Here is a 23,671-nt window from a genome sequence, read left to right on the forward strand (position 1 = left end):
GGCCGGCCAACGGCCGGCACTTTCGTGATAGTCCTCGTTTCGTCGCGCCTGTAAGGAATGCCCATGTCGCTCGTCGATACTTTCTTCAATACTGACGTCCTGATGTCGGCCTTTCCCGCTCTCATGCGCGGATTGTGGAACACCCTGCTGCTTGGCATCATGAGCATCATCATCGGCGTCCCCGGCGGCCTCGTCATCAGCCTGATCCGACTCTATGCGCCGAAGCCCCTGCAGTATCTCGCCGTGGGCTACATCGATATCCTGCGCGCCACGCCTGTCCTGGTCGTGCTGATCCTGATCTACTACGCCCTGCCCTTCCTCGGCATCCGTCTGGATTCCTGGACCTCGGCCGTCATGGCCTTCTCGATCGTCATGGCCGCCTATTCGGCTGAGGTCTTCCGCTCCGGCATCGAAAGCGTACCGCGCGGCCAGTTCGAGGCCGCCGCCGCCCTCGGCATCCCCTTCCTGGTGACGCTCTACAAAGTGGTGCTGCCGCAGGCGCTGCGCATCGTCATCCCGCCGACCACGAGCAACTGCATCTCCATGTTCAAGGATACCTCGCTCGCATCGACCGTCGCCCTGCCGGAACTGCTGAAGGAAGGCCAGGATGCACAAGCGCTCTACGCCAATCCATCACCGCTGATCGGTGCTGCGATCGTCTACATCATCCTGCTCTGGCCGATGGTCCGGCTCGTCAGCCTGCTGGAGAAGAAATTCAAGGCTGAGCGCACGCGCTAACGCGGCGGTCGGGGAATAAGATCGTCGCCTTCCCTCATTATCTTCTCCAGTTCAACCACCGCCTCGATGAAAGCGGGGAACACCTTCTGGAGAAGATCAAGGTTCTCGATGACCTTCTCGGGCTTGAGGTCAAAGCCATATCTATGGCGTACCAGATGGCGAAATCCCTTGAGTTCCACCAAGGCTTCGTAGAGGCCTGTATCCAATAAAGCCGGACGCGTTCCGGCAACCTGCGCCGCCATCTGATCGAGAACATCCTGATGCGCTGAAGGGCCTGCCGGCACGGAGTCATCCACGTCTCTCGCGATGCTGAGAAGAATGTCCTCGATCCCGTTGTAGACATTGTGGACACCGGAGGAGACCGCCGCCATGGCTCCCCAGTCTCCAGCTGCCACCTGATCCGAATGGCTCGCATAATATTCCGCCATCTGCGCCAGCTCGTGCTCGGCGCGGGCGATCTTCGGGGAAAGTCTCGAAAAGACCGGTAGGCTAAACGATGCCATCAAGAAGCTCCTGACGGCGATCTTCAGTCAAGTCATCTTCGAAGATGAGATCGTAAGGAATACCGGGACCGCGCATGCCATCTGCGACCAATCTTTCGATCAGCAGGCGGCGCTTGGAATCCACCGACCCGCGGACAAGGAGATCGACGTCTGAATGCGCGCGAAAATCGCCTTTCGCGAGCGAGCCGACCAGCGTGACGTCGATGCCCTTACTGCTGGCCTCATGCAAAATGCGCACGACTGCCGCCGACGCAAGCTCTTGCCGCGTCGCACGTCTCTTTGCTGTCAGTGCATTCATCCGGTTCATGCTGGGCTCCATGCAAACAGAACCCTATAGCATTGGCTGGCAATCGTGAAGCCAAGCATAGCCGGTAGCAATCAGTCGAACGCGGCGCCCGATAAGTGATCGTTCACCGAGGATTTGACGGCGCCGATGTCGGCCCAGAGCTCCGCTATGATGGCGGGATCGACATCCGCCATCATGTCCCGTAGCCAGCCTTCGTGGGCGGCCGCCATGGCGCCGAACAGTTCCTCGCCTTTCGGCGTCAGCTTGGCCACGGTAACGCGGCGGTCGCCGTCGGGCGTCTCGCGAACCACGAGGCCGTCACTCTCCAGCCGCTCGACCAGACCGGTGACATTGCCGTTCGTGACCATGGTGCGCTTGGAAAGTTCGCCAAGGCGCAGGCCGTCGCTTTCGCGATAGAGCTGCGCCATCAGGTCGAACTGCGGGAGGGTCGCGCCGAACTCGTTGCGCAAGCGGCGACGCACTTCCTGCGAAATCAGCTTGGTCGTCGACAGCATGCGCAACCACAGCCGAAGCTCGCGCTTCTTGCCCTCTTGCGCATCCTGGACGATGATTTCCAGATCGACGGTTCCGCTATCGGCCTCGGCCATGATCCTCGCTCAAATCATTCGGTTGCAATCCGCATCCTTCAAGGTCTACGGAGCAATATTTGAAATGTCAAAGGTTTCGGTAGAGGCCATTCAGATTTCGATTGATGACGGCGGAACTAGCCTTCGTGAGGCATCGCACGAAACGCGTCCAATGCTTCCGCGCGCCGGGAAAATTGCGCTAGAGCAGGATATGCGGCCGGATCGACAACGCCCGAACACATGTCCTGCGTGAAGTACCATGCGACGCCAACGCTGATATCCGCCTGCAGCGGCCGATCGCCGAACAGCCAGGTTTCACCCGTGCCGATCTCCTTCTCCAGCAGGCCGTAGGCGGCCAGAAGCTGGCCCTTCACGCGGTCGAGCCACGGCTCGTGCAGCTTTTCGGAAGGTCGCAGATGGTGTTCGTAAACGATTTGCACGCTCTTCTCACAGGCGGTCAGCGCCAGCCCGACGATGCGCTGCGCCCTGGCGAAATCGGCCGTCTCCGATGGCGTCAAGCGCCGCTCCTGCGGGGCGAGGCGCTCGATATATTCCAGGATGAGCGAGGATTCCATCAGCACCGTGCCGTCGTCGAGCACCAGCGTCGGAGCTTTGACAACAGGATTGATGGCCTCGAATTCCTTATAGGTCCGGAAGACCGACAGCGGCTCGTGCTCGAAAGGGATGCCGACAGCTGTGAGCGAAATCGCCACGCGGCGAACATAGGGAGAGTCGAGCATTCCGATCAGCCGCATCGTATTCCTCCTGATTTTGGCCTCCTGATTTCGGCGAGGCATTTGCCAACTTGAATGGCTATCAGATTTCTGAAGCGCCGCCAGCCTCGGCAGGCGCACTCTTCTTAGCGGGCCAGCATTTTCGCCAGCATGAAGCCCGAGCCGGCCCCCGTTCCGGCGCCCGGCCATGTCGAGGCGCCGCACATATAGAGGGAATCGACCGGCGTCCTGTAGCGCGAATAGCCGGCGACCGGGCGGAAGAGGAAATTCTGGTCGAGATGGTGACTGCCGGAGAGATTATCGCCGCCGATCAGGTTCGGGTTCTCCCGCTCCAGATCGACGGGAGAGAAGACGGAGCGCCCGAGGATTTTGCCGCGAAGACCTGGCGCATAGCGCTCGATGATGTCGATGACCCGCTCGGCATAGGCCTCCTTCGCTTCGTCCCAACTCTTGCCGGCGATCTGGCCAGCCGCATCGCCGGTAAATTCCGCCGGCAAGACGCGCACCTGCACCCAGAGCACATGCTGTCCGGACGGCGCTCGCGACGGATCGATCGCCGTCGGCTGGCCGACGACCAGCGCCGGTTCGACCGGCAGCAACCCTGCCGCCGCCTCGGCATAGACCTTGGACATCATCTCCATGTCAGGGGCGATATGGACATAGGCGAACTTCTTGAGGTCCGCCCCTGCAGCCCAGTCTGGCAAAGCGCTCAGCGCCAGATGGACCATCATCGTCCCCGGCCCGGCGCGGAAACCGGCGACCTTCCGATCGAACTGCTCGCGCTTCGCATCGGCGGCGACCAACCCGCCGAAGAGGAGCTTCGGATGAACGTTGGCGATCACGGCGCGCCTGGCCTCCAGCCGCCGGCCGTCCGTCAGCACAACCCCCGTCGCCTTCCTGCCTGACGTGATGATCTTCTCGACTGAAGTGCCGAGAATCAGCTCCCCGCCCTTGGCTTCAAATGCGCCAATCATTGCCTTGACGATCGTATCGGCGCCGCCTTTTCCGATCACCATGCCGAATGCCTGGTTCGCCATCGATTCCAGATAGGGAAAAAGCGCGCCGCCGGCGATGTCAGGCGCGAAATCGAGGTGCAGCCCCCACGCCGCCATCATCGTCTTCAGCTTGGCGCTGCGAAAGCGAGCATCTAAAAAATCGCGCGGCGAGGCAAAGAGCATGCGCGCCGTATCGTAGAGCCAGCCGGTCCCCTTTTGCCGCCACGCCCTCCAGACCACCTTGGCCGCTGCGGCGGACGGCATGGGAGAGCCGAGCAGCCCGAAGATATGCGGCGCGTCGGATCCGAATTCCGAAAGCATGGCGCGCCAGGCGGCCGCATCCTCCCGCGAGATGTCGGCGATCGATCCTGTCGTCTTCTCAAGATCGGTACTGACCCCGAGATAGGTATTGTCGCGAAAGACGCTGGCGAAGCAATCCGCAGCCGGTACGAAATCGAGCCCTTGGGCGATGAGATCGTCCTTGTATTGCGCGAAGAAGGCGGAGCCTGCGAACATCGAAAGGTTCATGGCACAGAGATCGTGACGGAAACCCGGCAGCGTCACTTCGCGGGTTTTCACCGCGCCGCCCGGCTCGGCATTGCCCTCGACGACGGCGACTTTCCATCCCTTCGCCGCCAGATGGACCGCCGCTGCCAGTCCATTATGACCGGCGCCCACAACCACCGCATCGTAGCTCATTCAACAACCCCTCTTTGCTTTTATTTTTATTCGCATATGCATACATCTTGAATGGAAGCCTTCAAGAGGCAAAGGCTGATGAACCACTCAAATCCCGCGAGATGACGGCGGCCGAAACGCAAGAAAGCCGGCTAAAAGGCCCTTATTTTCTCGCAATTCCAAATGACGGCAGGGTGCCGGAAGGGCCGCCGATTTGCATCGGTTTCGGCCCTGTCCAATACTTGCAATATCATATTTTGTGACATAGGCTCCCCTCATCCAGACACCTCGGAACGGGCATAGCCCGGAATAACGCGCAAAGCCCTCTCCCTGTTGTCATGGCCTTTAAGGGGAACTCAATATGACATCCAACACTCTCGCAAGTCTCGCCACCGCCCTCGTTTCGGGCTCCATCAAGGTGGTCGATCTGACCGCGCCGCTCGGCCCGGACACGCCGGTCCTCTACCTGCCCCCGCAGTTCGGCAAGAACACACCGTCGGTGAAGGTCCACACCATTTCCGAATACAATCAGGACGGTCCGTTCTGGGCCTGGAACTGGCTGGAACTCGGTGAGCACACCGGCACGCATTTCGACGCGCCCTCTCACTGGATCACCGGCAAGGACAATCCGAACAACACCACGGATACGATCCCGCCGCAGAATTTCGTCGCCCCGGTCAACGTCATCGACCGCTCCAAGGAAGCAGCCGCCAATCCCGATTACCTGCTGACCGTCGATAGCATCAAGGAATGGGAAGCAGAGAACGGCGAGATCGAAGCCGGCACTTGGGTGCTGCTGCGCACCGATTGGTACAAGCGCAACGGCTCGACCGAGACCTTCCTGAATGCGGATGAAAACGGCCCGCATTCGCCCGGCCCGACTGCTGAAGCGATCCAATATCTCGTCGACAAGGGCGTCATCGGCTGGGGCTCGGAAACGATCGGCACCGACGCCGGTTCCGCCGGCGGCATGAACCCGCCCTTCCCGGCGCATAATCTCATGCACAAGAACAACCGCTATGGCCTCGCCAGCCTCAGCAATCTGGACCAGCTGCCCGCCAAGGGCGCAGTCCTGATCGCCGCCCCGCTGAAGTTTGTCAAGGGCACCGGCTCGCCGGTCCGCGCGCTGGCGCTGATTGCAAAGTAAGAGGCGACGCATCGTCGTGCTGCCGCTACAGGGGCAAGGCGTTGCCACAAGTCTCCTCTCCCCAGCGGGGAGAAGGTGCAGGCAGGTCAGGCGCAACTCGTTGCGCCGGGGATGAGGTGGCGGCACGGCACAGCATTTGCCGCCTTTTCTCCAAGCAATTGCCCTTCGCTTCGCTCAAGGCGTCGCTTAGCGCTCCGCCCCTCATCTGCCCTATAGGGCATCTTCTCCCCGCTGGGGAGAAGATATTCACAGCAGTCGCCCGCTCGCCGTCGAGCGAAGACTAAAATCTTAGTTCCCGGAGCCCCTGCATGAGCACCCATGATTTCATCATCGTCGGCAGCGGCATCAATGCGCTGGTCGCGGCCGCGATGCTCGGCAAGAAGGGCAAAAAGGTCCTCGTTCTGGAGCGCAACGATCGCATCGGCGGTTGCCTGCGCACCGAGGAGATCACCGAGCCCGGCTTCATCCACGACGTCATGGCCACGACGATGGTGCTGTTCATGACCTCGCCCGCCTATGGCGCGATCGGCAAGGATCTGGAAACGCGGGGGCTGGAATTCGCCCATGCCGACTTGCCGACCGGCGTTCTGCGCCCTGATGGCGCCCATGTGATCTTCTCCAAGGACCGCCAGCGCAACATCGCGACCTTCGAGGCGCTCAGCCCCGGCGACGGCAAGGCTTTTGCCCACGACATGGACAAGCTCGGCGCTGACGCGCCATTCCTCTTCTCCTTGCTCGGCGGCGCGCTCTGGTCCACGACCATGCTGAAGACAATCGCCAAACAGGGCTGGGGCCGCGGCCTCCGCAACCTCGTCGCCTGGTTCGGCGAGGCGCTGGTTCCCGCCCGCGCCTATCTCGAAACGACCTATAAATCCGAGGACATCCAGGCGCTCTGGGCGCCCTGGGTGCTACATTGCGGTATCGGCCCGGAAAGCGCTTACTCTGCACAGATGTTGAAGGTGATCGGCTTTGCGATCGAACTCGCCGGGTGCCCTGTCGCCAAGGGCGGTGCCGCGAGCCTGCTCGGCGCTTTCGAACGCCTGATCAACGACCATGGCGGTGAAATCCGTACCGGCGCTGATGTCGAGCGCATTCTGCCCGGCCCGGGCCATCGCGCCACCGGCGTCAAGCTTGCGAGCGGCGAGCGGCTGATGGCGACATCGGGTGTCGTGGTATCGTCGACGCCGAACCAGCTCTACGGGCGGTTGATGAAGGACTGGCCCGCGCCCTTGCCCGACGCCATCACCGATGGCGTCGCCCGATATCGCTACGGCAAGGGCAATATGCAGATCCATTATGCCCTCTCCGCCCCGCCGCGCTGGAAGGCCAATCCGGAACTTGGCAAGGTGGCGCTGCTGCACCTGACGCCGGGCCTAGACGGCGTTTCGCGCGCCACCAACGAATGCGAACGTGGCCTCCTGCCGGCCGAACCCTCCATCTGCGTCGGCCAGCCCGCCTCCTTTGATCCGAGCCGCGCGCCTGATGGCAAATCCATCCTCTGGCTGCAGCTGCCCGAAGCGCCGCGCCACATCAAGGGCGATGCCGCGGGCGAGATCGCCACACCTGCCGATGGCCGATGGACAGAAGCAATCCGCGAGCGCTATGCCGACCGCATCGAGGCGACGCTCGCCCGCCATATCGAGAACTTTTCCGAGATAAAACTTGCCCGCCGCGCTTATTCCCCGGCCGATCTCGAGGCCATGAACATGAACCTCGTCGGCGGCGACCCCTATGGCGGCTTCTCCGGATTGGACCAGTTTTTCCTCTGGCGCCCGTTTAAGTCTTCTGTTAACCACCGCACCCACGTTCCGGGCCTGTATCACATCGGTGCTTCTACCCATCCCGGACCGGGGCTCGGCGGTGGCTCGGGCTTCCTGCTCGCTTCCTCCCTGAAATAACGGCAACGTAAGGAGACGGATCTTTCATGGAGGAACGGTTTTCAGGCCCCGTATTGCAGCGCAGGCAGGAAGGCGATGCCAGACGCCCGACCATGGGCGAGATCGGCCTCAACCATTTCGCGCCTTATCTTATGAACCGGCTGATGGCACGCTGGAACGCCAATCTTGCCGAAGAACTCCGCGAATACGATATCAGCACGGCAAAGATGCGGGCATTGGCCGTCCTCAGCGTCTCCTCTTCCGTGACGATCAATGAGCTGTCGGTCTTCGCCGTTACCGAACAATCGACCTTGAGCCGCACGCTGGATTCACTAGAGGACCAGGGCTACATCCGTCGCCAGCCGCGTGCCGAAGACATGCGCATCCGCGATGTTTCCATTACCGAGGAAGGCCGTGTCGCCTTCGAGAAGATCTGGCCGACAATGTACGATCTGTTTCTCCAGATGTTCGACGGCGTGGACGAGGCGGAATATCGCGCCTTTCTCTCGACGCTGCACAAGGTGCTGGTGAATATCAGGAAGCATGAGATTTGATCATTGCGGTACTCTCAATGAGCCGCGATTTGTCGCGGCTCATTGAAACGCAAATCTACGCTCTGGGTTTGTTGGGTATCAACGCCGTCGCCAGTGCTGCACTGGCCGCGACGATCGCGAAAATATAGAAATTCCACTCCGGGCCGACATTGAGGCTGGCGATATAGCCGCCCATGAGCGGGCCGCTGAGCGCGCCGATACGCGAGAAGCTCAATGCCCAGCCGGTCCCGGCCGCGCGAACGAATGGCCGAAGATAATCCGCAAGATATCCCGTCAGAATGAGCGAAGCCGAAACCGTGCCGAAGCCCGCGACTGCCACCACGATATAATTCAGCAGGATCGATCCCTTGAAGGCGAGAAGGGCAATGCCGATCGCGCCGAGCAGATAGGACAGCGCCACCGTCCGACGCACGCCGAACCGATCCGCCCACCGGCCGAGAACGATGCCGCCGATCGCGGAGGTGAAGCTGAAAACCGCCAGGAACAGCAGGCTGTCGCCCAGGTCATAGCCGCTCTTGCGCATGATCTGCGGCAGCCATTGCGCCAGTCCGTAGACGAGAAGCAGGCCCATGAAAAGCGCGATCCAGAAGCAGGCCGTGGCAAAGGCATTCTTCGGCGAGAAGATTTCGCCGAGAACGGCACGCCAGCCGACACCAGCCTCACGGGCCGACGGGGCCGGAACGGCAATGCCGAGCCTCGCAGCCAGCCTCTTTGCCCTGTCGTCCTGACGGCGACCGACCAGGAAATCGAGTGATTCCGGCAGCAACGCGGCCATGACGGGCACGCAAAGAACCGGAAGCGCCCCGATGAGCACGACCGGCCGCCAGCCGTAATCCGGCAGCAGCCAGCGGCCGACGAGCGCGGCGGCAAAGAGACCGAGCGAATAGCCGGAATACATCAGCCCGTAATTGACGTTCTTCTTTGCAGCCGGCGAGTATTCGATCGTAAGCGCCGCTGCGAGGGGAATGATCCCGCCAAGACCAAGGCCTGCGACGAAGCGGCTGGCGGCAAACCATGTCGGTGTTGGCGACCACGCGGTAACGGCGGTGCAGACCGCAAAAAGCGAGAGGCAAGCCAGAAACATCGGCTTGCGGCCATAGAGATCACTGAGCGTCCCGATGACGATACCGCCAACGAGCATGCCAAACACGGTATAGCTGCCCATGGCGCCAAGCTGCAGCGGCGACAGGTGCCAGACGGAATCGGTCGAAAGCGACGGCAGGATCGCGCCGAGAACGCCGACATCATAGCCTTCCGCAAAGATCGCGACCCAGCAGAGCAGGACGACGAGCAAACTTTTTGAATGCGAGATCTCGCCCCTGCGGAGAGTTGCTACACCCTCCACAGCAGTGTTTTGAATATTATCCATTCTATGTTCCCTTTTGGAGGTCTTGTGCCTCGCATGTTCAGGCTTTTGCCTGTTCCATTCGCTCTGATCATTGCAATCAGAGCGTCCCAACCGTCTTCAGCGCTCCATCGAGCGCGACGCCGTTTTCGTCGAGAAGTGCCGCCTGCCGGAGCCGCCGCATCCAGGCCGCGCCGTCCTCGCGGTCGCGCAGCATCGACAGCGCCGACATGACGCGGTCGAACTTGGAGAGGCCGCGCGCATGCGTATCGGAATACCCCTTTACCAGGCGGCGATTGTTCAGAACCTCGACAGCAAGATCGTAGTTGGAAGAGAGCAGCCCCGTCGCAGTGGAGAGCCACGCTTCGCGATGCTCAACCTCGCGCGCATGCCGCAGCGTGCCGCGACGCCCTTTGCGCAGCCCCGACACGAAATAGAGGCCGAGGAACCAGAAGAGCGTCCCCGTCTGCACCCGGCGCCCCTTGTTGACCATACGATCAAGCGCCTTGAAAAGACTAGGCCGGTTCTCGATCCAGAGGCCGAGCCCCTTCGGCAGCGTGCCGCAAACCTCGTCCATGCGCGGATGCATATATTCCGTCATGTAGACGATCTGGTCGTCCTTGGCGCCGACCTCCTTGCGGACGCGATCGAAGCGCGAGGCCCGCACCTTGAGATCGGCAACGCGGATCACATCGTCATAGGCCATGGCGACAGCCACATATTTCGCCGCCTGAACGGTGAAGGCAAAGCCCTTGTCCACGCCGCCAGCCTTGCGGTCAAGCGCATGCAGCACCGCGACCCGGTCCAGATATTCGCCGGCATAGGCCGGATCCTGGAAATCCGTCAGCTTCTTGACGCCGGCGAAGAGCAGCGGCCACGCTGCTTCCGGAAACTCGGCGCGGATGCGGTTCACCAGCCGGTCGAGATCAGGATGGCCGGCCGTTTCCGGCAGCCCCTCCAGCCGCTTGTACGGCGTCGCCGACAGCGCCTCGTTCGGCTTGCCACTGGCGCGTTCAAAGGAGGCGTTGAAGGCGCGAAGGCTCGCCTCGATGCCCTTGCCGCCGGCGCGGATCGTCGCTTCGAAGGCCTCCTTGGGAAACGGCAGGCTGCCGGAAGCGGCGAGCGCCCCGAACATGGAGGAGGAAATCACGCTGCCGTTCTTGATCGCCAGCGTCTCCATGTCGAAGGCAATAGTACGCTTGGCAGCGAAATCGGTTGCCTCGACCACCACTTCGGGATTGCCGATGCCGTCGCCCGGCGTCTGCTTTTCCGAGACCGCGAAGGAGCGATGCGTCGAGGCGATCAGCACCGTCTTGTCGGGGGTCACGATACCGCGCAGCACGGAGCGCCCGGCTTCCATCAGCTCGGCCGCCATCACGACATCGACATCACCCGGCGTCGGCATCAGCGAGAAGATCGGCGCATGTCCGTCGAGGGCCGGCAGCATCTCGATATAGTAGATGGTCGCGCCCGTGCGCTGTGCGACGCCGGGAACCGAAGTGGTCTGCGCCATCCAGCCCTGCTCTTCGGCAAGGCCAACGATCCAGTCCGCTAGGACGCCGCCGCCCTGCCCGCCCATGGCGAGAATGGCGATCGACAGCGGCTTGTCGGTAGAAAGACGCGACGAAGAGAAGTTTACATGCTCGTTCATGGCGACCTCCTCAATCCGCAAAGACGACGCGGCCGGCATCGCGGCGGGCCTGCAGCCAGCCAATGACATGCGCACGCATGCGGGCGACGAAGCGGTCCCAGCCGGTCGGGTTGTGGATGACATCGGCGCGATAGAAGGACGGACACAGCACTGCGGCCTCCGAGACCTCGCCGCAATTGCCGCAGCCGACGCAGTTGTTGTCGATCGCCGCAACCGGATCATCCTTCAGCGGGTCGTCCGTATGCTTGACCGAGAGCGACGGACAGCCGGAAAGGCGGATGCAGGCGTGATCGCCGGTGCAGACATCCTCATCCACGCCAAAGCGCTCCTTCACCATGCGCTTGCCGTCCTTGACCGCCTTGGCGAATTGCGGCTTCACGCGGCGCTGCTTGTTCAGCATGCACTCGGAGGAGGCGACGATGATCTTCGGCCCCTCTTCCTTCGTCGTCAGCGCCTCGCGCAGCGTGTCGCGCATCTTGGTGACGTCATAGGTCCGGTCGATCTGGCGCACCCAGGTGGCACCCACGCCCTTTACGGCATCGACGATGGAATTGTTGGTCTTGCGGCGCGGATTGATGGCGCGCGACGACAGAATGTCCTGTCCGCCTGTTGCCGCGGAGTAGAAATTATCGACAACGAGAATGACGCCATCCTGCTTGTTGAAGACGGCATTGCCGATCGAAGTGGCAAGACCATTGTGCCAGAAGCCGCCGTCACCCATGACCGAGATCACGCGCTTGTCGGCCTTGACGTTGAAGGCGGAGGCCGCGGCCGGCGACAAGCCGTAGCCCATCGTCGTCGAACCCAGATTGAAGGGCGGCAGGATGGAGAAGAGATGGCAGCCGATATCGCCGGAGATATGATGCTGGCCCAGCTCATTCTGCACCATCTTCATGGCGGCAAAGATCGGCCTTTCGGGACAGCCGATGCAGAAACCCGGCGGCCGCGGCGGCACGACTTCGGCCAAAGCCTTCACTTTCGGATCGTTGAGGATGGGCGACGGATCCGGGATCGGCGGCTGGTTACCCAGTAGCACCCGCTGGTACATTTCCAGGAAATTCTTGATGCCCTTCACCATGACCGGCGCAGTATATTCGCCGCCCATCGGCAGCACGTCCTTGCCCGACACCTTGGTCTGGATATCGCGGCGGCGCAGGATCGTGTTCAGCGACTGCTCGATATATTCCGGCGCGCCTTCCTCGACCATCAGCACCGCCTGCTTGCCGGCGCAGAAATCGACGATCTCCTCATCGATCAGGGGATAGGAGACGTTCATCACATAGAGCGGCACGGAGGAATTGCCGTAGACATCGGCGAGGCCCAGCTGCTGCAGCGCGCGCATCACACCATTGTAAAGCCCGCCCTGCAGGATGATGCCGACCTCGCCTTCGGAGGGCCCGAAATATTCGTTGAGCGCGTGCTTCTTGATGAAGTCGACTGCGGCCGGCCAGCGCTTCTCCAGCTTTTCCTTCTCATGGATGAAAGAGGCCGGCGGCAGCACGATACGGTTAACGTCACGCACCGGATTTTCCAGCGCCTGCTTCAGCGTAAAGGCCGGGCGCTTGTTGTCCTTGGCGTCGAACTGTCCATGCACATGACAGCTGCGGATGCCGACCTGCAACATGACGGGCGTATTCGATGCTTCGGAGAGCTCGAAGCCCTTTTCGACAGCCTCGACGATCGACGGCAGGTTCGGGCGGGGCGTCAGCAGCCATAGCTGCGACTTCATCGCAAAGGCGTGGCTGCGCTCCTGCATGATCGAGGAGCCCTCGCCGTAGTCCTCGCCGATGATAATAAGCGCGCCGCCAGTAACGCCGCCGGAAGAGAGATTCGACAGCGCATCCGACGCGACATTGGTGCCGGCCGTCGATTTCCAGGTCACGGCGCCGCGCACCGGATACATGACCGAGGCCGAGAGCATGGCGGCTGCAGCGGCTTCCGACGCCGAGGTCTCGAAGTGGACACCCAGCTCCTGCATCACGTCCTTTGCGTCGGCCAGAACGTCCATGAGATGCGAAATCGGCGATCCTTGATAGCCGCCGACATAGGAGACGCCGGATTGCAGCAGCGCCTTGGTGATGGCGAGAATGCCCTCGCCCCGGAAGATCTCGCCTTCTCCCAGCTTGAGGTCCTCGACCTCGCGCGCAAAAGACCGTTCGGCCATTGCAGTACCCCTTTGCCCCTGTGGGGCTTCTTATTCAATCATTTGCAAAAGCATATTTTGAGCGTCATCGAACTGTCAATCGGCAAATCGATCCCACGAGGGATCATGGGATAAACAGTTTTGCAGAGCGGCAATGCGCTTGCGGTACAGCATCAAAATATATGCAACAGCATACATCAACGTGGGCAAAAGATCAAAAAATAGTCGCTTCCAATGTGTGCCCGGAAATCGACAGTTGCCGCACAGAAAGCGCTTGACGTTCCCAACGCTTATTTTAAGGTTGAAACATTCCGACAATAAATCGCCAGCGGCAGGCCGGCGTCGTGTCATCTTGCCGCTCAACAGGGGAACGGAGTGACCATGACGACGCTTACTCGGCGCGAGGCCTTGAGCCTCGGCGCAGCCGCATTCATTACGGGGATTCTATCGGGCCGCACGGTCGTCGAAGCTGCTGACGCGAGCACGCTGACCATAGCCTTCAACGTCAACCTGCCGGCCTTCGATCCGACCACGGGTCCGTCCGCCGTCAATCCGACGATCCAGGCGATCTACCGCTCGATCTTCGATCAATATATCGGCCAGGGCCCGGATCTGAAATTCCAGCCGGGTCTTCTGACCAAGTGGGGCTGGAACGACGACAAGACCAAGGTCTGGATGGATGTCCGCGAGGGCGTCACCTGGCACGACGGCTCCAAGTTCACGCCCGACGACATCGTCTGGTCGCTGAACCGCGCCGCCGACCAGAAGGGCGGCAATCCGATCTCCTTCATCTGGTCCACGGCCAACAACTACAAGGTCGAAGGCAATCGCATCACCGGCGACGTCGTCCGCTTCGAGCCGACCTATTTCAAGTGGATGGCCTTCCTCACCGGCTACGTGCTGCCGAAGGATTATTACACCAAGGTCGGCGCCGAAGGCTTCGAGAAGAAGCCGGTTGGCACCGGCCCCTATATGTTCGATGCCTACGAGGGCAATTCCTTCCTGCGCCTCAAGGCCAATCCGAACTATTTCGGCGGCAAGCCGGCCTTCGACACCGTCATCTTCAAGTTCGTGACCGACCAGACGAGCCGTGTCGCCGAAATCGAATCCGGCTCGTCCGACGTCACGCTCGAAATTCCCTATGAGGATTTCGACCGCCTGAAAAAGAAGAAGGGCTATGCCGGCGAAGCGACGCCCATCTCCGATATCGGCATGATTTTCATTTCCAACGTCGATCCCATGCTGGACAAAAATGTCCGGCTTGCGGCGATCATGTCCGTCGACAAGGAATCAATCATCAAGCGTCTGCTGCGCGGCTATGGCGTTCCGCTCGAAACGCTGGAAGCGCCGGAATACGACGCCTACGATCCCTCGATCAAGACGCCTTATGACCCCGAACAGGCCAAGAAGCTGCTCGCTGCCAGCGGCTATTCGCCGGAAAAGCCGGTCAAGTTCACGATCAAGACGACCCGCGGCTTCAAGCCGAAGGATTATGAAATGATCCAGGCGATCGTCGGCATGTGGCGCAAGGTCGGCATCGAGGCCAATATCGAGGTCTACGAAATCGCCAAGCACTACGAGCTGCGCGCCGCCCACCAGCTCGGCCCGGCCGCCTTCTACAACTGGGGCAACGCGATCGGCGACCCGACGACCTCCACCGGCTTTGCCATGTTCGGCCCCTCGCCGCACTCGGCCTGGAAGACCAAGGATGTCGACGACATGCTTGGCCCGCTCTGGGGCGAAAAAGACGAGGCCAAGCGCATCGCCGGCTGGAAGGCCGCGATCAAGTACATCGCCGAGCAGGGCTACGTTCTGCCGCTGCTGCAATATGCTCAGCCAGTCGTCTACAAGACGAGCCTGAAGGTGACGCCAAACAAGTCGGGCGCCCTGCAGCCGACGCTGGTGTCGAAGGCTTGATGCGACGGAACCTGTCATCTTCTCTTTCCCAGCTTGCTGGGAGAGAGAAGCGGTCTTGCGTCGATACCTCATGGGCAGGATGCGGAGGCCACCCCCCTCTGCCCTGCCGGGCATCTCCCCCTCAAGGGGGGAGATCGGCTCGGCGCACCTCCGCCGGTGGACAGAACCCGATGCAACACGACGAGACGATCAAGAGTCGCGGTGATCAGCCCGCTTGTAATCTCCCCCCTTGCGGGGGAGATGTCCGGCAGGAAAGAGGGGGGTATCCCGACTCGTCCGCGCCGTGTGGAATTGCACCATGACAATCGCCCTCGCCATCCTCAATCGCCTGATCATGGCCGTAGTCACGCTGTTCGGCGTCGCCGTCATCGTCTTCGTGCTGCTGCGCGTCGTGCCCGGCGATCCCATTGCCATGATGATCTCCCCCGGCGCCACGCCTGCCGACATTGCCGCGCTCCGCGCGCATTACGGCCTAGACGCCAGCGTGCCGGTGCAGTTCGGCATCTGGCTGAAATCGGTGCTGTCGGGCGATTTCGGCACCTCGATCTCGCTGAAACGCGACGTCCTCTCGCTGCTCGGTGATCGCCTGCCGGCGACCCTGGAGCTTGCCGTCGCCGCCCTCGTCCTCGCCGTCCTGCTCGGTGGCGCGGTCGCGATAACAGGAACGCTGCTGCGCCGCACGCCGGCGGAGCCCGTCGTCGATGGCGTCAACGGCCTCTTCCTCGCCGTGCCTGATTTCGTCTGGGCGCTGGCGCTGGTTCTTGTTCTCGGCGTCGCCTGGCCGCTCTTTCCGCTATCCGGCCGCATCGATCCCAGTACTGATGCACAGTTCGCAACGCCCTTCTACCTGATCGAAAGCCTCGTCACCCTCCGCTTCGCAGTCTTTGCCGATGTCGCAGCCCATATGGTGATGCCGGTGCTGGCGCTCGGGCTGCCGCTCGCCGCGATCATCGCCAGGGTGCTGAAAGCGGCGCTCTCGGAGGCGATGCTGCAGGACTACATTCTTCTCGCCCGGCTGAAAGGCATGTCCGAATTCCGGCTCGTCGCCGGAGAGGCGCTACGCAACGCGGTCGGCCCGACCATCGCGCTGACGGGCGTACAATTCACCTTCCTGATCGGCGGCACGGTCATCGTCGAGCGCATCTTCTCCTATCCGGGCATCGGCAACATGGCGATCGACGCAGTCATCAATCGCGACCTGCCGTTGATCCAGGGCCTCGTCCTCGTCTTCGGCGCCCTCTTCATCATCGTCAATATCCTGGTCGACCTGCTGGTGGCCGCCTTCAATCCAAGGCTCGCCCATGGCTAATACGCTCGCTGCGGCATCCATGCCGAAAACCCGCTCTCCCGCCGCAAAGCAGCTCCGCGCCCTGCTGCGCGAACCGAAGGTCATCTTCGGCGGCGGTTTCATCCTTCTATTGATCGTCATCGCCCTCTTCGCGCCCGAGATCGCCCCGAAGAACCCGCTCGACCAGGATCTGATGTCCGGCACGCTGCCGCCCGCCTGGATGGAAAACGGCGATCCTGGCTTCCTCATCGGCACCGACGATCTCGGCCGCGACGTGCTCTCGCGCGTCATCTTCGGCACCCGTATTGCGCTGACCGTCGCCTTCGTCGCCGCCAGCCTCGCCGCGGTCATCGGCACGCTGCTCGGCCTCGTCGCCGGCTGGTACGGCGGCTGGGCGGATCGCATCATCTCCCGCCTCGTCGATATCTGGATGGCCTTTCCGCCGGTGCTGCTGTCGATCCTGCTCGTCGCCGTCTTCGGCTCCGGCGTGCACTCGGTCATTGCCGCGATCGTCATCATCGACTGGACCCGCTTCTGCCGCGTCGTCCGCTCCGAGACCCAGGCGCAGGCGCAGATGGATTACGTCACCGCCGCCCGGACCATCGGCTTCTCGCGCCTGCACATCCTCTTCCGCGAGATCCTGCCGAATGTCGGCCCTGTCCTGATCGGCCTCGTCAGCCTGGAAATGGGCATCGCCGTCATCGTCGAGGCCATCCTTTCCTTCGTCGGTCTCTCGGTCTCCTCGGACACCCCGACCTGGGGCGGCATGATCGCCGAGGGACGGCAGATCATCTATGACGGCTGGTGGGTGCTTGTGGCGCCGCTGATCGCGCTCTTCGCCACAGTGCTCGCCTTCAACCAGCTCGGCGACGGCCTGCGCCGCGCCCTCGACCCAGTCATGCGCCGATGAAGGGGATGCGCCGATGAATCAGCCTCTTCTGTCCATATCCGGCCTTGATGCCATCTCCGACCGCGACGGCGGCGCGCCGATCCTGCGCGACGTGTCGCTGAGCCTGCAGCGCGGCGAAGTCCGCGGCCTCGTCGGCGAAAGCGGCGCCGGCAAATCGACCATCGCCAAGGCCCTGCTCGGCATCCTGCCGCGCACGGTGCGCGTCACCGGCGGCAGCGTGCTCTTCGAGGGTCGCGACCTGCTCGCGCTGCCGGCAAAAGAGCTGCGCAACATCATGGGCAGCGAGATCACGCTGATCCCGCAGGACCCGCAAACCGCCCTCAATCCCGGCCGGCGCATCGAGGCGCAACTAACGGACGGGCTCCGAATGAAACGCGGTCTCTCCGGCAAGGAAGCGCGGTTGCGGTCGCTGGCGCTGATGGAAGAAGTCCATATCCGCGACCCCGAACGCGTCATGCGTTGCTATCCGCACGAACTCTCCGGCGGCATGCGCCAGCGCGTGCTGATAGCAGCCGCCTTCGCCCTGGAGCCGAAGCTCGTCGTCGCCGACGAGCCGACGACGGCGCTCGACGTGACGGTGCAGAAGCAGATTCTGCGCCTGATCCGCGGCCTGCAGGAGGCGCATGGCACCGGCGTCATCTTCGTCACCCACGATCTCGGCGTCGTCGCGCAGATCTGCGATACGGTCACGCTCCTCTATTCCGGCAAGGTCATCGAGGAAGGACCGACCGTGGACGTCCTGACCAAGCCGCGCCATGTCTACACGAAATCGCTGCTCTCGGCCGGCCCCCGCTACGACCGGCCGGATGCCGGGCTGACGCCGGTGCCGCAGGCGGTGTTCGACCAGCTGCGCTCCGAAATCGGCATCGCCAAGGGGGGCCGCTGATGACCGACGCGCTTCTCACCGCCACAGGCATCGAAGTCACCTACGGCGCCACCCACGGCCTGCTCGGCAAATCAGGCGGCGGCCACAAGGTGTTGCACGGCATCGATGTGTCGATCAACAGGGGCGAGACCATTGGCATCGTCGGCGAAAGTGGCTCGGGCAAGACGACGCTCGGTCGCGCCCTGCTGCGCCTCGTTGACGTCTCCGCCGGCGAAATCCGCTTCGACGGATCCGATATCACCCATATGCCGGACAATGCCATGCGGCCGCTACGCCGGCGCATGCAGATGATCTTCCAGGATCCGATGGCCTCGCTCAATCCGCGCCATACGATCCGCCGCATCCTCGTCGAGCCCCTGCTGCTGCACGGGCTCGCGAAGAGCCGGAAGGAAGCCGATGCCCACGTCGTCGAAATCCTCGAGCGCGTGACGCTGCCGCAGGCCTGCCTCGACCGCAGCCCGCACGAACTCTCGGGCGGCCAGCGCCAGCGTGTCGGCATTGCTCGCGCAGCCCTGCTGAAGCCGGACTTCGTGCTCGCCGACGAGATCGTCTCCGGCCTCGACGTCTCGACCCAGGCCCAGGTGCTGAACCTCTTGAAGGAACTCTCCCGCGACCTCGGCCTCTCCATGGCCTTCATCAGCCACGATCTCTCCGTCATCCGCGCCGTCTGCGACCGCGTCTACGTGATGCGTCAGGGCCGGGTGGTCGAGGAAGGTTCATGCGAGCGCGTCTTCACCGCGCCTGCCGTGAGCTATACCCGCATACTGCTCGACGCCATTCCTCTACCAGAAATCGATCCGGAATGGCTCGGCCGCAGGACGGAGCATGAAGACGCGGCCTGACCAGGCCGCGCCCGAGAATTGCATGCCGATATGAGAGACACGCTCCGAAGCCGCGGGCTTTCGGGCGCTGGAGGGCTGTTGCCTTTCGTTTCATGCCCGCCAAACAGGGGAACAAAGACATGATATCTCGCAAAAGCATCGCCGCAGCCGCCCTTACACTAGCAGCTGCGTTGGCCGGTACTGGCATCGCCCATGCCGACGGCATTCCCGGCATGCGCGGCCACGACCATACCGGCATCACCGTCCCTGATATGAAGCAGGCGCTGGATTTCTTCGTCGGCGTCGTCGGCTGCAAGGAGGCCATGCATTTCGGCCCGATCTCCGACGACAAGGGCACGCTGATGTCCGACCTCGTCGGCGTCGATGCCAAGGCCACGATCGACCAGGTCACGCTGGTCCGTTGCGGCTACGGCTCCAATATCGAGCTCTTCCAGTACGAAGCGCCCGACCAGCGCGACCTGAAAGCGAAAAACAGCGACATCGGCGCCTTTCACATCGCGCTCTATGTCGATGATGTCGGTGTCGCCAAGAAATATCTCGACAGCAAGGGCATCGCCACCCGCATGGGCCCCGTGCCGATGACCGAAGGCGCCAATGCCGGCCAGACCATCATGTATTTCCAGGCCCCTTGGGGCCTGCAGCTGGAAGCGATCAGCTATCCCAAGGGGATGGCCTATGAGAAGACCAGCAAAGTGAAGCTTTGGTCTCCGAAGGATCCGGGGAAGTAACGGCTATAACCTCCCCCTCGGGGGAGGGTCGGAGCGCAGCTCCGGGGTGGGGTGATCGCGGCAGACACTCCCTGTCGGTTCGCCCCCTCCTTAATCAAGGGTGTAGGTGCGCCTTATGTTTTGCGAAGGGCTCCTCCTTCATTTTCCCACGCTGCGAGGGCGCCTGGATCTGCATTCCGCTTTTGCCTCCGCGTGCGCGGGTAATCGGCGGGCGAAATCGTCGCTGCGCGAATCCTGCGGATGATCATCATGTCCTCATGATGCTCGTTGCCATGCGAAGGTTCCATATCCGAGGTAGCATAGTCGGCATGTTGAAGGACTCGCCTGAGATTTGTTTGCTTGTTTGGCATTTTCACCCCTCGCGTTGTGGACGTGTCGGTCTGTTGCGCTCGATACGCAACGCCTTGAGAAGGCCAGCCCTCTCCCGTCGTTTGGCAACGTCGCCGGAATTGATTGAGCGAAATACCGTGGTCGTCTTCTCGCGTATGCTGCATTGAAAGCCCTTTGCGACCTTCGAAACATGGCTGACTTTATCTGGCACGATAGCATTCCTTGTTTTTGCGGATTTACGGAAGGTGCTGCTGCCCGATGCGATGGTTCTGGCAGCGAATCTTTCGCCTGACCACCCCTGCGGATCGGACAAGCGCTCCGATTGAAATCGATCAAAAGGCAGCCAATCGATCGCCGAGGCGTCGAACACGATCGGCTCCACCGCAGCTCAATGGCGGGTGGTTATTTGAGCTTGCCGAGGGCTGATGCCGCGCAAACGGCACTTTTCCCGTGCGAGTAGGAAGCTCAATTCTGTGATTTCACTCTCGTCCATTGCCGCAGCAAGGCGCTCGCGAAAGTACTGGATGTTGGCGATTGTGATGAGGCGATCCATGGCATTTTCCTTCCATGGAAATATTTCCACAAAACACCTTGCGCTCGCTTTGTTTTATTAGCAACAACTTTAGAACAGCGTGAGGGAAGGTAAGAACGTGTATGGTCTGCATCGCCACCCCGACACCAATCAGCAGAGTCCAGCGCAGCCCCAGAAGGAGCCCGCTAAGGGCACAAAGCGGGCTCCGACGAGCTCCATGAGGCTGTTCTACGGTCCCCTCGAGAACAAACCACCGGCTTTCGGCACTAGCTCACATACGCGGGATAATAGCGAGTTAATTCGGATGATCTTCGCCCCATTCGCCGAAGTGATGTGTGCGGTATTGTTCCAGTTCTTTCAGCCTTGGTCTGGCGCCTGCTCAAATCGCGAACGAAAATGCTCTTGTTCGCCACCCCGACCGTCAACGGCCTCTGCAACCTCAAACAGCGTTTGAGCGAGGGCACGACATTGGGTCGGGGTGAGCGTCATCTGAAGGCGATGGATCGTTCGACTGTTCCATTCCTCTTCGCCGTTGGCATAGTCCAGTCGGATGAGTGCCAACCTTGCCGCGACAGTAGCTGTCTCATATCCAAACAGAGGATTCACCCGGATGTTGCCTTGCTCGTCCAAGTCCCATTTGTCCACCAACGACTTTGTCCTTGTGTTACGATATGCTTTCAATCGAAGGTCGGTGAAGGATCATCGCATTGGAAGATGCTGCCAGCCCTGAGCCTGGGCACGCGCGAGGATCAGGTTGGCCTCGTGCCGTATGATGATGGCGCCGACGATGATTGCGAGGAGGATTAAATCCCAGAACATGAGGCTGGGTTTTCTCGCCCTACCTCTAAGTTAGGCTTGGCCTGCATTGAAACCGGAAGCCCCTGAATCGCATATCGATGAAGTGCAGTTGCCATGCCGCGCGATCGGGTTCTCTTCATTTGAAGCCGAAGCGCGCTCGATAGCTCCGCTGAAGACTTTTTACCGGCGTGAAACAAGGAACGAATCAATCTTCTGGCGATATCGGCTCGTTCGCCCGCTTTTCCTTGTAGAAGACCTTCCTGGGAAAGAATGGCCTCAAGCATGTTCAGGTCTGAGGAAGAAAGATATGTACTGTTGTGAGTGGAAGACATCGTGTCCTCCTTTTGTTGGGGCAAGGGTGGTAGTGCCCTTTAGCGACAGCGCCCGGATAAATGGCTATCGGCAGCGGCACCCTGCGCCGTCTCATCTCCGATAGCAAGCGAAAGGTTGCGCGAAAACCAGCGTTGACCCGAGCCCGCCTGTAGAGACGTCTTTGCACTGACATCCTAACGAACCGACGGCCACGGCTACTCACACTGCCCAAACCAAGGGGTCAGGCAGCGGATCACCGCTACGCGCGATTTCTCTCTCACTTCAACCGAAACCGCTGGATCTTCCCCGACTCCGTCTTCGGCAGCGCCTCGGTGAACACGATCGACCGCGGATACTTGTAGGGCGCGATGACCGCCTTCACATGTTCCTGCAGCAGCTTCGCCATGGCATCTGACGCCTGCGCGCCATCGACCAAAACGACGTGTGCCTGCACGATCGTCCCCCTCGCCTCGTCGGAAGCGCCGATGACGGCGCATTCGCGGACATCAGGGTGCTGCAGCAGCGCGGCTTCCACCTCCGGGCCGGCGATGTTGTAGCCGGCGGAGACGATGATGTCGTCCGAGCGGGCGGCGAAGTGGAAATAGCCGTCCTCGTCCTGCGTGAAGGAATCGCCCGTCAGATTCCATCCGGCGCGGACATAGTCCGCCTGCCTCGTGTCGGCGAGATAGCGGCAGCCGATCGGCCCGCGAACGGCGAGCCGGCCGATGCCGCCGCGCGGCACCTCGTTCATCGCTTCATCGACGATGCGCGCCTCGTAGCCTGATAGCGGCTTGCCGGTGCAGCCGGGTTTCGCATCGCCCAGCCGGTTGGAGATGAAGATATGCAGCATCTCGGTCGAGCCGATGCCGTCGAGGATCGGCTTTCCCGTCTTCGTAACCCATTCATGATAGACCGGCGCCGGCAGGGTCTCGCCCGCCGAGACCGCGATGCGCAGCGACGAGAGATCGGCGCCCGCATCCATGGCGGCCAGCATGGCGCGATAGGCCGTCGGCGCGGTGAAGGTGATCGTCGCCTTCAGATCCTGGATGATCTGCACCATGTTCTGCGGCGAGGCGGTTTCCAAGAGAGCCGCAGACGCCCCGAATCGCAGCGGGAAGATCACCAGCCCGCCGAGCCCGAAGGTGAAGGCGATCGGCGGCGAGCCGACGAAAACGTCGTCGGGCGTGACGGCAAGCACTTCCTTCGCATAGGCATCGGCAATGATCAGCAGGTCGCGATGAAAATGCATCGTCGCCTTCGGCACGCCTGTGGATCCCGAGGTAAAGCCGAGCAGCGCGACATCATCGCGGCCGGTCTTCACGGCATCGAAATGCACGGGCTTGTTCAGCGCGATGCGGTCGAGCTCAGCGTCGTGATTGGCGGTGCCGTCGAAGCCGACCACCTGCCTCAGGCAGCGGCTGTCCTTGGCAACAGCGACCATCTCGTCCATCAGCCGCGTATCGCAGAGCGCCAGCCCGATCTCCGCCTTGTCGACGACCTTGGCAAGCTCGCCTGCGCGCAGCATCGGCATGGTATTGACCGCGACGCCGCCGGCCTTGGTCACGGCCAGCCAGCACGCGATCATGGCCGGCGTATTGGCGGATCGGATCAACACGCGATTGCCGGGCTTCAGCCCGTAATCCTCGGTGAGGGCATGGGAGATCCGGCTCGTCCAGTCCGTCAGCTCCTTGTAGGTGCGGCGGCGGCCATTGCCGATCAGCGCCACCCGGTCTCCGAAGCCGCGCTCGACCATGCGGTCGGTCAGCTCGTAGGCGGCGTTCAGCCATTCCGGATAGTCGAAGCCATCCATCAGCAATTCCGGCCACTCGGCAAGCGGCGGTAGATTGTCCCGGGTAAATGTATCGGCGTGACCGGTCGGTCCAAGCATCT

At 61.8% G+C, this 23,671-nt stretch carries 23 protein-coding genes; 10 read left to right on the top strand and 13 right to left on the bottom strand.

The window, feature by feature from the left end; genetic code table 11:
- Positions 1–63: 63 nt before the first annotated feature.
- Positions 64–738 (top strand): amino acid ABC transporter permease, encoded by a 675-nt coding sequence (locus DTW90_RS03900; RefSeq protein WP_132518532.1) that lies wholly within the window; start codon positions 64–66, stop codon positions 736–738.
- Here the strand turns inward: DTW90_RS03900 and DTW90_RS03905 are convergent.
- The 5 genes from DTW90_RS03905 to DTW90_RS03925 form a co-directional block, all read right to left on the bottom strand.
- Entirely contained in the window at positions 735–1,241 is a 507-nt protein-coding gene (locus tag DTW90_RS03905; protein ID WP_246664884.1) for a hypothetical protein, read from the bottom strand. The two genes, DTW90_RS03900 and DTW90_RS03905, sit on opposite strands and share 4 nt — an antisense overlap.
- Positions 1,228–1,548, bottom strand: coding sequence for a nucleotidyltransferase domain-containing protein (locus DTW90_RS03910; protein WP_132518530.1), 321 nt, complete (start codon positions 1,546–1,548; stop codon positions 1,228–1,230). Before DTW90_RS03910 ends, DTW90_RS03905 begins: the two co-directional genes overlap by 14 nt.
- A gap of 71 nt (positions 1,549–1,619) precedes the next feature.
- Complete coding sequence (locus DTW90_RS03915; protein WP_132518528.1) at positions 1,620–2,135, bottom strand: MarR family transcriptional regulator; 516 nt, start codon at positions 2,133–2,135, stop codon at positions 1,620–1,622.
- A gap of 116 nt (positions 2,136–2,251) precedes the next feature.
- Positions 2,252–2,869 carry a glutathione S-transferase family protein gene (locus DTW90_RS03920; RefSeq protein WP_132518526.1) on the bottom strand — a complete coding sequence of 206 codons (618 nt, stop codon included), beginning with the start codon at positions 2,867–2,869 and terminating at the stop codon, positions 2,252–2,254.
- 104 nt (positions 2,870–2,973) lie between these two features.
- Positions 2,974–4,542: an NAD(P)/FAD-dependent oxidoreductase gene (locus DTW90_RS03925; protein ID WP_149336546.1), complete on the bottom strand. Its 1,569-nt coding sequence runs from the start codon at positions 4,540–4,542 to the stop codon at positions 2,974–2,976.
- Between the two features lie 340 nt (positions 4,543–4,882).
- Between DTW90_RS03925 and DTW90_RS03930 the strand changes: the two genes are divergently transcribed.
- From DTW90_RS03930 to DTW90_RS03940, 3 genes are all read left to right on the top strand, one after another.
- Entirely contained in the window at positions 4,883–5,668 is a 786-nt protein-coding gene (locus DTW90_RS03930) for a cyclase family protein (RefSeq protein WP_132518522.1), read from the top strand.
- Between the two features lie 308 nt (positions 5,669–5,976).
- Entirely contained in the window at positions 5,977–7,566 is a 1,590-nt protein-coding gene (locus DTW90_RS03935) for an NAD(P)/FAD-dependent oxidoreductase (protein ID WP_149336548.1), read from the top strand.
- Between the two features lie 26 nt (positions 7,567–7,592).
- On the top strand, positions 7,593–8,099 hold the full coding sequence (locus DTW90_RS03940; protein WP_132518519.1) for a MarR family transcriptional regulator: 507 nt from the start codon (positions 7,593–7,595) through the stop codon (positions 8,097–8,099).
- A 55-nt stretch (positions 8,100–8,154) separates the two neighbouring features.
- On the opposite strand, the gene DTW90_RS03945 is transcribed toward DTW90_RS03940, so the two are convergent.
- The 3 genes from DTW90_RS03945 to DTW90_RS03955 form a co-directional block, all read right to left on the bottom strand.
- The gene (locus tag DTW90_RS03945) at positions 8,155–9,468 is read right to left on the bottom strand and encodes an MFS transporter (protein WP_149336550.1); all 1,314 of its coding nucleotides are present in this window, start codon (positions 9,466–9,468) and stop codon (positions 8,155–8,157) included.
- 76 nt (positions 9,469–9,544) lie between these two features.
- The gene (locus tag DTW90_RS03950; protein ID WP_149336552.1) at positions 9,545–11,095 is read right to left on the bottom strand and encodes an indolepyruvate oxidoreductase subunit beta family protein; all 1,551 of its coding nucleotides are present in this window, start codon (positions 11,093–11,095) and stop codon (positions 9,545–9,547) included.
- 10 nt (positions 11,096–11,105) lie between these two features.
- Positions 11,106–13,259 carry an indolepyruvate ferredoxin oxidoreductase subunit alpha gene (locus DTW90_RS03955; RefSeq protein WP_132518513.1) on the bottom strand — a complete coding sequence of 718 codons (2,154 nt, stop codon included), beginning with the start codon at positions 13,257–13,259 and terminating at the stop codon, positions 11,106–11,108.
- A 360-nt stretch (positions 13,260–13,619) separates the two neighbouring features.
- Between DTW90_RS03955 and DTW90_RS03960 the strand changes: the two genes are divergently transcribed.
- The 6 genes from DTW90_RS03960 (at position 13,620) to DTW90_RS03990 (ending at position 19,809) form a co-directional block, all read left to right on the top strand.
- Positions 13,620–15,155, top strand: a complete 1,536-nt coding sequence (locus DTW90_RS03960; RefSeq protein ID WP_132518511.1) for an ABC transporter substrate-binding protein — start codon at positions 13,620–13,622, stop codon at positions 15,153–15,155.
- Positions 15,156–15,453: 298 nt separating this feature from the next.
- Complete coding sequence (locus DTW90_RS03970; RefSeq protein WP_132518509.1) at positions 15,454–16,464, top strand: ABC transporter permease; 1,011 nt, start codon at positions 15,454–15,456, stop codon at positions 16,462–16,464.
- Positions 16,457–17,353 carry an ABC transporter permease gene (locus DTW90_RS03975; RefSeq protein ID WP_132518507.1) on the top strand — a complete coding sequence of 299 codons (897 nt, stop codon included), beginning with the start codon at positions 16,457–16,459 and terminating at the stop codon, positions 17,351–17,353. The genes DTW90_RS03970 and DTW90_RS03975 overlap by 8 nt, the downstream gene beginning before the upstream one ends.
- A gap of 13 nt (positions 17,354–17,366) precedes the next feature.
- Positions 17,367–18,239: an ABC transporter ATP-binding protein gene (locus tag DTW90_RS03980; RefSeq protein ID WP_132518505.1), complete on the top strand. Its 873-nt coding sequence runs from the start codon at positions 17,367–17,369 to the stop codon at positions 18,237–18,239.
- Positions 18,239–19,081, top strand: coding sequence for an ATP-binding cassette domain-containing protein (locus DTW90_RS03985; protein ID WP_149336554.1), 843 nt, complete (start codon positions 18,239–18,241; stop codon positions 19,079–19,081). Before DTW90_RS03980 ends, DTW90_RS03985 begins: the two co-directional genes overlap by 1 nt.
- Positions 19,082–19,200: 119 nt before the next feature.
- Positions 19,201–19,809, top strand: coding sequence for a VOC family protein (locus DTW90_RS03990; RefSeq protein ID WP_165927755.1), 609 nt, complete (start codon positions 19,201–19,203; stop codon positions 19,807–19,809).
- Between the two features lie 352 nt (positions 19,810–20,161).
- Here DTW90_RS03990 and DTW90_RS04000 read toward each other — a convergent pair whose 3' ends face one another.
- From DTW90_RS04000 to DTW90_RS04015, 5 genes are all read right to left on the bottom strand, one after another.
- A complete protein-coding gene (locus DTW90_RS04000; protein ID WP_132518499.1) occupies positions 20,162–20,509 on the bottom strand; it encodes a hypothetical protein in 348 nt (115 codons plus the stop codon).
- A gap of 18 nt (positions 20,510–20,527) precedes the next feature.
- Entirely contained in the window at positions 20,528–20,692 is a 165-nt protein-coding gene (locus DTW90_RS36980) for a hypothetical protein (protein ID WP_165927754.1), read from the bottom strand.
- 336 nt (positions 20,693–21,028) lie between these two features.
- Complete coding sequence (locus DTW90_RS04005) at positions 21,029–21,319, bottom strand: hypothetical protein (protein ID WP_132518497.1); 291 nt, start codon at positions 21,317–21,319, stop codon at positions 21,029–21,031.
- Positions 21,320–21,474: 155 nt separating this feature from the next.
- Entirely contained in the window at positions 21,475–21,801 is a 327-nt protein-coding gene (locus DTW90_RS04010) for a hypothetical protein (protein WP_132518495.1), read from the bottom strand.
- 257 nt (positions 21,802–22,058) lie between these two features.
- Entirely contained in the window at positions 22,059–23,669 is a 1,611-nt protein-coding gene (locus DTW90_RS04015) for an AMP-binding protein (protein ID WP_132518493.1), read from the bottom strand.
- Between the last annotated feature and the right edge of the window lie 2 nt (positions 23,670–23,671).

It is taken from the genome of Neorhizobium sp. P12A, from assembly GCF_008365395.1.
GTDB lineage: Bacteria > Pseudomonadota > Alphaproteobacteria > Rhizobiales > Rhizobiaceae > Rhizobium.

What these genes read in the sequence shown, in the direction of transcription:
- DTW90_RS03935 (WP_149336548.1), top strand. Translation starts at nt 5,977, where the DNA reads ATGAGCACCCATGATTTCATCATCGTCGGCAGCGGCATCAATGCGCTG.
- DTW90_RS03945 (WP_149336550.1), bottom strand. Translation starts at nt 9,468, where the DNA reads ATGGATAATATTCAAAACACTGCTGTGGAGGGTGTAGCAACTCTCCGC.
- DTW90_RS03960 (WP_132518511.1), top strand. Translation starts at nt 13,620, where the DNA reads ATGACGACGCTTACTCGGCGCGAGGCCTTGAGCCTCGGCGCAGCCGCA.
- DTW90_RS03970 (WP_132518509.1), top strand. Translation starts at nt 15,454, where the DNA reads ATGACAATCGCCCTCGCCATCCTCAATCGCCTGATCATGGCCGTAGTC.
- DTW90_RS03955 (WP_132518513.1), bottom strand. Translation starts at nt 13,259, where the DNA reads ATGGCCGAACGGTCTTTTGCGCGCGAGGTCGAGGACCTCAAGCTGGGA.
- DTW90_RS04015 (WP_132518493.1), bottom strand. Translation starts at nt 23,669, where the DNA reads ATGCTTGGACCGACCGGTCACGCCGATACATTTACCCGGGACAATCTA.
- DTW90_RS03930 (WP_132518522.1), top strand. Translation starts at nt 4,883, where the DNA reads ATGACATCCAACACTCTCGCAAGTCTCGCCACCGCCCTCGTTTCGGGC.
- DTW90_RS03985 (WP_149336554.1), top strand. Translation starts at nt 18,239, where the DNA reads ATGACCGACGCGCTTCTCACCGCCACAGGCATCGAAGTCACCTACGGC.
- DTW90_RS03950 (WP_149336552.1), bottom strand. Translation starts at nt 11,095, where the DNA reads ATGAACGAGCATGTAAACTTCTCTTCGTCGCGTCTTTCTACCGACAAG.
- DTW90_RS03990 (WP_165927755.1), top strand. Translation starts at nt 19,201, where the DNA reads ATGATATCTCGCAAAAGCATCGCCGCAGCCGCCCTTACACTAGCAGCT.
- DTW90_RS36980 (WP_165927754.1), bottom strand. Translation starts at nt 20,692, where the DNA reads ATGGATCGCCTCATCACAATCGCCAACATCCAGTACTTTCGCGAGCGC.
- DTW90_RS03910 (WP_132518530.1), bottom strand. Translation starts at nt 1,548, where the DNA reads ATGAACCGGATGAATGCACTGACAGCAAAGAGACGTGCGACGCGGCAA.
- DTW90_RS03940 (WP_132518519.1), top strand. Translation starts at nt 7,593, where the DNA reads ATGGAGGAACGGTTTTCAGGCCCCGTATTGCAGCGCAGGCAGGAAGGC.
- DTW90_RS03915 (WP_132518528.1), bottom strand. Translation starts at nt 2,135, where the DNA reads ATGGCCGAGGCCGATAGCGGAACCGTCGATCTGGAAATCATCGTCCAG.
- DTW90_RS03925 (WP_149336546.1), bottom strand. Translation starts at nt 4,542, where the DNA reads ATGAGCTACGATGCGGTGGTTGTGGGCGCCGGTCATAATGGACTGGCA.
- DTW90_RS03975 (WP_132518507.1), top strand. Translation starts at nt 16,457, where the DNA reads ATGGCTAATACGCTCGCTGCGGCATCCATGCCGAAAACCCGCTCTCCC.
- DTW90_RS03900 (WP_132518532.1), top strand. Translation starts at nt 64, where the DNA reads ATGTCGCTCGTCGATACTTTCTTCAATACTGACGTCCTGATGTCGGCC.
- DTW90_RS03920 (WP_132518526.1), bottom strand. Translation starts at nt 2,869, where the DNA reads ATGCGGCTGATCGGAATGCTCGACTCTCCCTATGTTCGCCGCGTGGCG.
- DTW90_RS04010 (WP_132518495.1), bottom strand. Translation starts at nt 21,801, where the DNA reads ATGTCTTCCACTCACAACAGTACATATCTTTCTTCCTCAGACCTGAAC.
- DTW90_RS03980 (WP_132518505.1), top strand. Translation starts at nt 17,367, where the DNA reads ATGAATCAGCCTCTTCTGTCCATATCCGGCCTTGATGCCATCTCCGAC.
- DTW90_RS03905 (WP_246664884.1), bottom strand. Translation starts at nt 1,241, where the DNA reads ATGGCATCGTTTAGCCTACCGGTCTTTTCGAGACTTTCCCCGAAGATC.